This is a genomic window from Streptomyces sp. MMG1533 (assembly GCF_001279775.1).
Taxonomy (GTDB): domain Bacteria; phylum Actinomycetota; class Actinomycetes; order Streptomycetales; family Streptomycetaceae; genus Streptomyces.
Window position 1 is genome coordinate 1 of sequence record NZ_LGDG01000050.1, and the last position, 10413, is coordinate 10413.

Sequence of the window (10413 nt, forward strand, 5' to 3'; positions counted from 1 at the left end):
CCGAGGCCGGCCCCCCCCCGACACGGCCCCGAACCCCCACAACACAAGGCGCAACGCGAACCCCCACCCGCCCGCGCAGGCCCCCTCAGCGAGCCGCCGTGAGGTGCTCCCCCACCAGCGACCGCACCACATCCAGGTCCCGCGCGATCAACGCGTCCAACAGCGCCGCATGTTCCGCCGCATCCGCCACCAGCTCGACCCGCCCCCACGAGCCGGGTCCGCCGACCAGGGGCCACTGGGCGCGGCGGTGGAGGTCCTCGGCGATCTGGACCAACTGCTCGTTGCCCGACAGCGCGAGCACCGCGCGATGGAAGGCACGGTCGGACTCCGCGTAGGTCGCCCGGCAGCCGGAGGACGCGGCGCGGGCGGTCGCGTCGGCGAGGGGCCGCAGCTCGACCCAGCGTTCGACCGGCGTCGTACGCGCGAGGCGCAGCATCACCGGGACCTCGATCAGGGAACGGACCTCGGCCAGCTCCGCCAGCTCGCGCCTGCCGCGCTCGACCACCCGGAACCCGCGGTTGGGTACGACCTCGACGGCACCCTCCAGCGCGAGCTGCTGCATCGCTTCCCGGACGGGTGTCGCGGAGACCCCGAAGCGATCGCCGAGCGCGGGCGCGGAGTAGACCTCGCCGGGCCTGAGCTCACCGGTGACCAGCGCGGTGCGCAGGGCGTCGAGGATCTGTCCGCGCACGGAGGACCGCTGGACGGCGGGGCGGGGCCGCGGGATGGGCGGTTCGCTGTGGGTGTGCTCACCGCGGACGGCTCCGGGGGCGGCGCACCGCTCCCGGTCCACGTCGGCGGGCCTGGGCTGCGCCGGCACCCGGACGGCGTCCGCCGGAACGCCGGAAAGACCGGAGACACCCGTCTCGGCGGAGCCCTGCGCGCCCTGCTTCACGGGTCCTCCTCCGGACGTGTCGGTACTTGGGGTCATTACGGCGGGTTGTTACTCGTCCGTCAAGCAGATTAGGGCATAACCCGACAGTTCAAATGACGAGGACCTTGGGTAAGGTAAGCCTTACCTTCAAGCGATCGCGAATCGGTGGTCCCGTATGCCCGTCCCGCCGCCCGCACCCCGCTCTGCCGTCGCGGACGCCTACGCACGGGTCACCGAGGTCTTCCCGGGGCTGACGGTCAAGGAACTGAACCCCGACGAGCAGGCCCCGCGGGGCGGCGGCTGGGTCTCCGCCACCGAGCTCGCGGAGGGCGGGGCCGGCCTCGAAGGATTCCTGGCCTGGGACGACGCACAGGTACTGCGGGACCACGGGCGACCGGGCCGCCCGGACGTGATCGCCGGCTTCGGCCTGCACCGGTACGCCTGGCCCGCCTGCCTCCTGATCACCGTGCCGTGGTTCCTGCTCCGCCGGGTGCCGCGCCTGCCGGTGACGCATGTCTCGTACGACCGCACACAGGGCCCCATGACCTTCGCCATCCACGCCGACCGCTTCGCCTGCCTGCCGGCCGACCCGGCGGCGACGCTGCCCGGCGCCCGGGTCGTCCCCGACGACGAGGCGCTGCGGGCCGAGGTGCGGGCGGCGGTCGCCGAGCACATGGAACCGGTGCTGACCGGATTCGGGCCGCCGATGCGGCGGCGCGGGCGGGCGCTGTGGGGCATGGTGACGGACGAGATCGTGGAGGGGCTCTGGTACGTCGCCGAGCTGCTCGGCGAGAGCGAGCGGCGGCGGGCCGAGCACGAGCTGGGGCTGCTGCTGCCGGGGGCGACCAAGCCGTACGTCGGCTCGGCGGGCTTCCGCCTGCTGACCGGACCGAACGGCGAGTCACTGCCCACCCGGGACCGGGCGAGCTGCTGCATGTTCTACACGCTGGACCCCGAGGACACCTGCGTCACCTGCCCGCGCACCTGTGACGGCGACCGGGTCGCCAAGCTGACGTCGGCCACGACGAGTTGAGGCACCCTCAGGTCGGCTCGGGATCACGCGTCCCGTAAGATCACCCGAGATTGAGACGTCCTCCCGGTTACAGGCAATTCACAATTTCCTCACTCGCCGCAGGAACTTTCCGTGGAACCACCCGTACGGGTAGTCTTATTCGAACTCAACTCCCGCCCCTCACGCGGCAGTTCGAGCAGAACGCCGCCCTGGGCATCCCCTTGCACTTCCTTGGCGGCCTCTTGCCCCGAAACCCCCTGAGGGCCGGTGGGATTGGGCCACTATGGCGGGCGTTACGCCCTATCCCAATGCAAGGGACCCCAGATGAGACTGACCGACATATCGCTGAACTGGTTGCTTCCGGGCGCCGTACTGCTCCTGGGCATGCTGGCGGCGGTTGCGGTGCTCGCGCGTGGCAAGCGCACCTCGGGGAAGGCCACGAGCGCGGACGACTCGTGGGAGCGCAGCGAGGAGCGCCGTCGGCGCAAGGAGGCCATATACGGCACCGCCTCCTACGTGCTGCTGTTCTGCTGTGCGGCGGTGGCGGCCGCGCTCTCCTTCCATGGCCTGGTCGGCTTCGGCCAGCAGAACCTCAACCTTTCCAACGGCTGGGAGTACCTGGTCCCGTTCGGCCTGGACGGTGCGGCGATGTTCTGCTCCGTGCTCGCGGTGCGCGAGGCCAGCCACGGTGACGCGGCACTCGGCTCCCGGATACTCGTGTGGACGTTCGCGGGCGCTGCGGCCTGGTTCAACTGGGTGCACGCTCCCAGGGGCTTCGGCCACGACGGCGCGCCGCAGTTCTTCTCCGGCATGTCGCTGTCTGCGGCCGTGCTGTTCGACCGCGCCCTGAAGCAGACCCGCCGGGCCGCCCTGCGCGAGCAGGGTCTGGTGCCGCGTCCGCTGCCGCAGATCCGCGTCGTCCGCTGGCTGCGGGCGCCCCGCGAGACGTACAGGGCGTGGTCGCTGATGCTCCTGGAGGGCGTGCGCAGCCTGGACGAGGCGGTCGACGAGGTCCGCGAGGACAAGCGGGAGAAGGAAGCGGCCCGACTGCGCCGCCGCGACAAGGAGCGGGTGGAGCGCGCGCAGCTCAAGGCGATCAGCCGGGGCCACCGCGGTTTCGTCGGCCGCGGCCGGCAGTTGGAGGCGCAGGCAACCCTGGAGCGTGGCCCGTCGGAACGGGTGACCGCGGAGCCCGCCATATCGACGCCGGAGCTGCCCGTACGCCAGCGGCCCTCCCTGCAGCCGGTCCGCAGCGGATCCGACTCCGCCAGCGTCGACCTCACCGCGGAGGACGACACAATGGCCCTGCCGCGTCTCGACTCCCTGGAGCGCAAACTCAAGGACCTTGAGCAGCAGTTCGGCTAGAAGCAATACGGGACGGGGTGCGGCTCATCGGAGCCGCACCCCGTCCCGTTCGTTTCGAGGCCCCGTTCGGTTCGCGTTCTGGTTCAGGCGACGCCCGCGTCCAGCTCGAACCACACCGCCTTCCCCACCCCGTGCACCCGCACGCCCCACGCGTCCGCGAGGGACTGCACGAGGACCAGGCCCCGGCCGTGCGTACCGTCGTCGGCGTTCGGTACGCGCAGTCTGGGTCTGCGGGAGACGAAGTCCCGCACCTCCACCCTCAGGCCACGCGGTCCGACGGTGGCCGTCAGCAGCGCGTCGTGGTCGGTGTGGATGATCGCGTTGGTGACGAGTTCGCTGGTCAGCAGTTCCGCGACCTCTGCTCGTCCGGGCCTTCCCCAGTGCCGTAACAGCTCGCGCAGTGCTTTGCGCGACTCGGGCACCGCCCCCAGGTCCGCCCGCCGTAGTCTGCGTTTGAGCTGCGGCGCCGGCGCCTCTTCCATGGCGCTGTCGGCCTTGTCCTCCACTGTGTCCGCCGAGAAGGCCCCTGTCGCCGTGGGACCGCCTCCTCGTGCCTGCCTCTTCATGACCCCCGCCCGCGTGCCGATGTCGGTTCCCCTCCTGTTCGAACACGTTCACGGGGATCCATGCCCCGTGGGGCACGCGGCAGTCATGTCGAATCGTCAACGACCAGGTGTTCGGCCATCCTTGAGGCCCTCCGCCGCCAGAGGTGCGGTGGTCCCGGCGGCCGGGTGGAAGAATCCTGAACGTGCCATACGTCGGTCGGTGCGGCCTGCCCGGTACGCGGCGGGCGTGCCGCTGGTGCCGTCCGTATGGAATGTGCCGGGCGAGGTGCCGGCGGACCAGGCATCGCAGGCCCGCTGCCAACCCCCGACCCGATCGTCCTGCTCGGCTTCGAGCCCACGCACCCGACGACCTCCTGACCGCCGGTGCTGGGCCCGTCAACCGATTCCGGTCTGCCGACCTCGCCGTACTCGACGAACGGGTGTGGCAGTTGGTTCTCGACGTCGAGGTCGAGGTGCTGTCGGAGTTGATGCACGAACGGCCCAGGGGCCGGGCCCGGCGGCACGAGGGTCCTCGGCAACCGGGCCCGCACACAATCGACTCGGCGGGGTGGCGGCCGCTGCGCGAGGCGGTCCGCAAGGCCTCCGTCTCCGCGGATCAAGGAGGCGGTGGCGCAAGGCACTTGGGCTCCCGTCGGCTCCATGCGGGTGGAGCCGGAGACGAACATGCCCGGCGATGAGGCGCCGGCCCGGCAGATCGTGCACGGAAAGCGTTTCTTCGCCGAAGAGTTGGGCGTGGAGGCGGAGGAGATCACACGGCCGGACTCCTCCGGCTCCACCGCGCCCGCCCACAGCTCGCGAAACTGGCCGGAATGCGCTGGTCCCTCACCCAGAAACAGCTCGCGGAGCACCGCAGCGGGGATGTGGTGGTACGGCCGCCCGAGTCCCGGGGCGGGCGCGGGCCGAGCTGACGCCCGGCATCGCCGTGTCCCGCCCCGGGGCGACCGACCTTCTGGAACGGCCGCTGCACGAATCCCCCCTGGTTTCGAGCTGCGGCCGTTCCAGATCCTCACGCTGCGGCTGCTGATGCGGCCGGCGTGAGGCGCTCTCACTTCCCGCCGACGCCTGGGGCCGCCCGCCCGACCCCCGTACGGGAGGGCGGCCCGGTCTCTGCGGCGGTCGTGCGGTCAGTAGAGCTTGTTCACGGCCGTGGTGGTCGTCTTCTTGAATGCCTTCACAGGCGCGTCACCGAAGTCGCCCAACTGCGCCCATTCCACGACGGTGACGGTCCGGCCGTCCCGTCCGACGGAGAGGAGCCGGATGTCCGAGGCACCCCACGAGGTGTGGGTGTGCAGGCCGTGGACACGGGCGCCTTCTTCGACGGGCAGGGTGCCGTAGCCCTTGTACTCGGCCTCGGTCTCCGGGTCGGCCTTCTCGATGCGCGTCGCACAGGAGCGGATCTCCTTGTTCAGACGCGTCGCGAGCGCCTTGGCCTTGACGGTGCTGCCGACGACCACCGTGAGCTGCCGGGCGCTCGTGTCGAGGTCGGTGTGGAACGCGCGGTACCGGGAGTCGTAGGCGAGGAGCGCCTCCTCCAGGCAGAGCCGCAGCTCGTCCGGGACGCCGTCGGTGACCTTGCCGGCGGTCCACGAGGACGTGGGGTGCGGCGGGAGTTCGGCGGCGGCGAGAAACCTGGGCGAGGCGGCGGCCTTCGTTGCCGTGGCCTTCATTGCCGCGGTCTTCGTCGCGGCGGCCGGCGCCGGTCGGGCGTCGGCCTGTACGGAGAGTGCGGCGCCGAGCGTGACGCCCGTGATAGCCAGTACGGTGAGCGCGCCTGCTCGGATGCGCTTGGGCATGGGTGTCCCCCGTGAACGAGTGCAGGGTGCGGGATGCCGCCGTAACGCCGGATGGTCGGTCCGGCGGTCGTCGGTGCGACACCAAGAGCATCAGCGGTCACAGCAGACGGGCGCAACAGGAGACGGCCGATCCGCCACGGTGGAACCGTCCCAGCCCTTCTGACGTGCAGGTATATGGAGTGCCTGGGATACGGGTCCGAGACGGACGGGGGAACGGTGTCGGCACCAAGGGACGACGTCGGGGAGTTCGCGGCACTGCTGACGCGGCTGAAGGAGCGGACGGACCGCAGTTACGGTTCGCTGGCCCGCCGCCTGAACATGAACACCTCCACGCTGCACCGCTACTGCGCCGGCGAGGCGGTCCCCCAGGACTTCGCCCCCGTGGAACGGTTCGCGGCGCTGTGCGGGGCCTCCGCGGAGGAGCGGCTGGAGTTGCACCGGCTGTGGCTCCTGGCGGTGGCGGCCCGGCAGCGACCGCGGACGGCGGAGACCACGGCGGTGGGGCCGGCGCCGGCTGAGGCTGCGCCGGCGGACGGTGACTCGTCGCGCCCGGCGCAGGAGCAGGCGGACAGCTCGTACGGCGCAGACGGCGCGGACGGCGCAGACAGTGAGCCCATGCCTCCGCCGGGCGGAGCCCCCGCTCCCCCGCCCCGCCCCTGGTACCGCCGTCGCCGCCTCCTGGTGTCCGCGGCCGTGGCGGCGGTGCTCGTCGTGACGCTGGGCAGCCTCTCGGCCCTGCCGTCCGGTTCGTCCGGGAGGGACGACTCCGCCCGCCCTCCGGCCGGCCCGTCCGGTACGAACACGCAGGGTGGCGCCTCGCGTCACCCCTCGGCCAAGTCACCGAGCCCCTCCGGCACCACCGGATCCCCCGCTGCCGAGAGCGCCGCCGGCACCGGCACCGGCACCGGCGGCACGGCGAAGCCCTCCGGGAAACCCTTGGAGAGCCGCAGCCCCTCCGGCGGCCACGAGCAGGACGGGTCCGGCACCCCCGCCGTCCCCCTCACCTGGACCGTCAACTCCCACGTCTGGAACGCAGGCTGCGGCCACGACTACGTCATCGACAAACCGCCGGCCCAGGTACCGCCGCCTCCGGCCGCGCAGGACGCCGCGCCGTGGGCGGCGACCCAGGGCGCCCTGCACGGCCGCGACACCAACGTGCAGATCTCGGTGCAGGGGCGGAGCTCCACGGCGGTCGTCCTGGAGGCGCTCCGCGTCCGCGTCGTCACGCGCGCGGCCCCAGCCCGGGGCAACTCCTACTCCATGAACCAGGGCTGCGGCGGAGCACTCACCCCGCGCTACTTCTCCGTCAACCTCGACGCCGACCGGCCCGTCGCCCACTCGGAATCCGGCTTCGACGGCGAGAACACCATCCCGGCCGTCCGGATGCCCTACCGCGTCTCCGCCGAGGACCCCGAGGTGTTGCTGGTCACCGCGCAGACCGAGACCTGCGACTGCGGCTGGTACCTGGAACTGGACTGGTCCTCCCAGGGCCGCACCGGCACGGTCCGCATCGATGACGACGGCCGCCCGTTCCGCACGAGCGGGATCAACGGGCTGCCCCGGTACTCGTACGACACGTCCGGGCGCAGGTGGGCGTCCGAGAGCTAAGGGCGAGGCATGTTCCGGAGGTTGGAGCGGGCCATCTGGAGCATCCGCCCGACTCCCCCGTCCAGCACGATCTTCGAGGCGGACAGGGCGAAGCCGGTCACCATCTCGGTGCTGATCTTCGGCGGGATGGACAGGGCGTTGGGGTCGGTGACGATGTCGACGAGGGCCGGGCCCTTGTGCTTGAAGGCGTCCTTGAGGGCGCCGGCGAGTTGCCCGGGCTTCTCGACGCGCACTCCGTGGGCACCGCAGGCGCGGGCGACGGCCGCGAAATCGGGGTTCTTGTTCGTGGTGCCGTAGGAGGGGAGTCCGGCGACCAGCATCTCCAACTCGACCATGCCGAGGGAGGAGTTGTTGAAGAGGACGACCTTCACCGGCAGGTCGTACTGGACGAGGGTGAGGAAGTCGCCCATCAGCATGGAGAATCCGCCGTCGCCGGACATGGAGACCACCTGCCGCCTCCGGTCCGTGAACTGGGCGCCGATCGCCATCGGCAGCGCGTTCGCCATCGATCCGTGGGAGAAGGAGCCGATGACGCGGCGGCGGCCGTTGGGTGAGATGTAGCGCGCGGCCCACACATTGCACATGCCGGTGTCGACCGTGAAGATCGCGTCCTCGTCGGCGAGTTCGTCGAGGACGGACGCCACGTACTCGGGGTGGATCGGGACGTGCTTCTCGACCTTGCGGGTGTACGCCTTGACGACCCCCTCCAGGGCGTCGGCGTGCTTCTTCAGCATCTTGTCGAGGAACCGCCGGTTGTCCTTGGCCCGCACCCGGGGCGTGAGACAGCGCAGAGTCTCCTTCACGTCGCCCCAGACGGCCAGGTCGAGCTTGGATCGGCGGCCCAAGTGCTCGGGACGTACGTCGACTTGGACGATCTTGACGTCGTCCGGGAGGAACGCGTTGTACGGGAAGTCGGTGCCGAGCAGGATCAGCAGGTCGCACTCGTGGGTGGCCTCGTAGGCGGCGCCGTAGCCGACGAGACCGCTCATGCCGACGTCGAAGGGGTTGTCGTACTGGATCCACTCCTTGCCCCGCAGGGCGTGCCCCACCGGGGACTTGACCTTCTCGGCGAACTCCATGACCTCGGCGTGGGCGCCCGCCGTGCCGCTGCCGCAGAACAGGGTGATCTTCTCGGCCTCGTCGATCATCTCGACGAACCGGTCGATCTCTGCGTCGCCGGGGCGGACGCTGGGCCGGGAGGTGACGAGGGCGGTCTCGACGGCCTTGTCGGGGGCGGGCTGGTCGGCGATGTCACCGGGGAGGGACACGACGCTGACACCGGACCTCCCGACCGCGTTCTGAATGGCGGTCTGCAGCAGCCGGGGCATCTGCTTCGGGCTGGAGATGAGCTCGCTGTAGTGGCTGCACTCGCGGAACAGCTGGTCGGGGTGGGTCTCCTGGAAGTAGCCCAGGCCGATCTCGCTGGAGGGGATGTGCGAGGCGAGGGCGAGGACGGGGGCCATGGAGCGGTGGGCGTCGTACAGGCCGTTGATCAGGTGCAGGTTGCCGGGCCCGCAGGAACCGGCGCAGGCGGTGAGCTTCCCGGTGATCTGGGCCTCGGCGCCCGCGGCGAAGGCGGCGGTCTCCTCGTGCCGTACGTGCACCCAGTCGATGGCGGAGTTGCGGCGGACCGCGTCCACGACCGGGTTGAGGCTGTCGCCGACGACGCCGTACAGGCGTTTCACTCCGGCGCGGACGAGGATGTCGACGAACTGTTCGGCGACGTTCTGCTTGGCCATGGCTCAGCGTGCCCCTTCGGTCTCCCCGCACTTCCGGTCTCCGGGTTTCCCGGTTTCCCGGTCATTCGGATCCTTCGGTCATTCGGCCATTCGGTCAGTCGGTCAGTCGGTTCGGATCCTTGTCATTCGGAACCTTCCGGGTTCCATGGATGCACAGCGGACGCCGTCACGCCTCCCAAACGGCGGCGGCCGTACGGTCGTCCGCGTACCCCTTGACCCTGACCTGGGTGTCGGCGAGGAACTCGGCGAGACCGGGCGCGGTGGGGCCGGACCACCGGCCGGTGAGATATCCGCACAGCTCGGGTTCGCCGCGCAGCGGCTCTGCGAGGCCGCCGGTGCACATCAGGAGCGTGTCACCCGGTCGGGCTACGGAGGCGCGGAAGCGGAAGGGTTCGCGGGGCGGCTCGGGGGCGGGTTCGTACGGGCTCGGGGGCGTCGGGATGCCGAGGTCCATGGTGAGCCGGTCGCCCTCGGGGGTCTCGGCGGGCAGTGAGCCGAAGCCGACGACCGGCTCGCCGGGGACGTCGAAGACCCGCGGTTCGATGTCCTGCCATTCGCCGTCGCGCAGCCGGAACAGTCCGCCCGCGCCGACGCCGAAGAAGACGCGCGTACGGCACTCGGGGTCGGCGGGCAGCAGCAGACAGCGCAGGGCGGCTGCGTACTCCTCCGGTTCGATGCCCTGCTCGGCGGCGCTGGCGCGCAGCTTCCCGAGGCTGCGGTCGGTGAGACGGTGCAGACCCGATTTCAGGTCGCCGCGCCGGCCCGCCCTCATGTCCTCGGCGAGCCTGGCGTGGCTACGGCCCACGGCCCGTCCGATCCAGTGGCACGCCTCGGCGGCCGCCCGGTGCGCACCGGGTGTGGCGCGCGCACCGGTCGCCATCGCGACGAGGACGAGCGCGTGCTCGCCGGTCCCGAAGCGGGCGGTGAGCAGGGAATCCCGCCGCGGCTCGCCCCGGAACCGCGCGGAGTCCCCCCGCACGGAGGCCGCCCGCAGAGTGGAGGCCCCGTACCGAGCCCCGTCCAACACGGTGTCCGCGACCAGGTCGTCGAGGTCGTCCGGGTCCGCCGGGGGCAGCGCGGTGGGTTCGGCTTCGTAGGTGGGTGGCCCGGAGCCGACGTGGCCGACGGGCTTGAGCGACGGGACGGGGAGGTCGACTCGGGTGGGGGTACGGGGGCTCGGCGGGGTCCCTTCGGGAGATGTGCCCGGGCCGGCGTTCCCGGCGTGGGCCGCGGTGGGCGGATCGGCGGCTGACGAGGCGAGGGGGGCGTCCTGCGGCGGGGCCGACTCGGTGGCGAGGGGCGGCTCCCAAGGGGCGCGCTCCCGCTCGGCACCGGCGGGCGGATCGGCGACGGCACCCTCTCCGGCAGACCCGTCCCGCAGCCCGTCCCGCTCGTCGTCGACGCCCCGCGCATCGGCCTCGGTGTCCCCACGGGCGGGCGGAACAGCGGGCGGAAC

At 71.6% G+C, this 10413-nt stretch carries 8 protein-coding genes and 1 pseudogene; 4 read left to right on the forward strand and 5 right to left on the reverse strand.

Annotation, left to right across the window (positions count from 1 at the left end):
• Positions 1 to 85 precede the first annotated feature (85 nt).
• On the reverse strand, positions 86 to 895 hold the full coding sequence (locus ADK57_RS08740; RefSeq protein ID WP_053748796.1) for a GntR family transcriptional regulator: 810 nt from the start codon (positions 893 to 895) through the stop codon (positions 86 to 88).
• A gap of 154 nt (positions 896 to 1049) precedes the next feature.
• On the opposite strand from ADK57_RS08740, the gene ADK57_RS08745 reads away from it, so the two are divergent.
• Together ADK57_RS08745 and ADK57_RS08750 are read left to right on the forward strand one after the other, a co-directional pair.
• Positions 1050 to 1907 carry a (2Fe-2S)-binding protein gene (locus ADK57_RS08745; protein ID WP_053748797.1) on the forward strand — a complete coding sequence of 286 codons (858 nt, stop codon included), beginning with the start codon at positions 1050 to 1052 and terminating at the stop codon, positions 1905 to 1907.
• 303 nt (positions 1908 to 2210) lie between these two features.
• Positions 2211 to 3251, forward strand: a complete 1041-nt coding sequence (locus tag ADK57_RS08750) for a DUF2637 domain-containing protein (protein WP_053748798.1) — start codon at positions 2211 to 2213, stop codon at positions 3249 to 3251.
• A gap of 83 nt (positions 3252 to 3334) precedes the next feature.
• Here ADK57_RS08750 and ADK57_RS08755 read toward each other — a convergent pair whose 3' ends face one another.
• Positions 3335 to 3817, reverse strand: coding sequence for an ATP-binding protein (locus ADK57_RS08755; protein WP_199830512.1), 483 nt, complete (start codon positions 3815 to 3817; stop codon positions 3335 to 3337).
• A 371-nt stretch (positions 3818 to 4188) separates the two neighbouring features.
• Here ADK57_RS08755 and ADK57_RS48880 point away from each other — a divergent pair.
• Positions 4189 to 4650: pseudogene (locus ADK57_RS48880) on the forward strand (alpha-mannosidase); the annotation flags it as partial.
• A 291-nt stretch (positions 4651 to 4941) separates the two neighbouring features.
• Here the strand turns inward: ADK57_RS48880 and ADK57_RS08760 are convergent.
• On the reverse strand, positions 4942 to 5610 hold the full coding sequence (locus ADK57_RS08760) for a hypothetical protein (protein WP_053748800.1): 669 nt from the start codon (positions 5608 to 5610) through the stop codon (positions 4942 to 4944).
• 174 nt (positions 5611 to 5784) lie between these two features.
• Here ADK57_RS08760 and ADK57_RS08765 point away from each other — a divergent pair, with 174 nt between their 5' ends.
• Positions 5785 to 7218: a helix-turn-helix domain-containing protein gene (locus ADK57_RS08765; protein WP_234390042.1), complete on the forward strand. Its 1434-nt coding sequence runs from the start codon at positions 5785 to 5787 to the stop codon at positions 7216 to 7218.
• On the opposite strand, the gene ADK57_RS08770 is transcribed toward ADK57_RS08765, so the two are convergent.
• On the reverse strand, positions 7215 to 8957 hold the full coding sequence (locus tag ADK57_RS08770; RefSeq protein ID WP_053748801.1) for a pyruvate dehydrogenase: 1743 nt from the start codon (positions 8955 to 8957) through the stop codon (positions 7215 to 7217). The two genes, ADK57_RS08765 and ADK57_RS08770, sit on opposite strands and share 4 nt — an antisense overlap.
• A gap of 166 nt (positions 8958 to 9123) precedes the next feature.
• Entirely contained in the window at positions 9124 to 10338 is a 1215-nt protein-coding gene (locus tag ADK57_RS08775) for a protein phosphatase 2C domain-containing protein (protein ID WP_234390044.1), read from the reverse strand.
• Between the last annotated feature and the right edge of the window lie 75 nt (positions 10339 to 10413).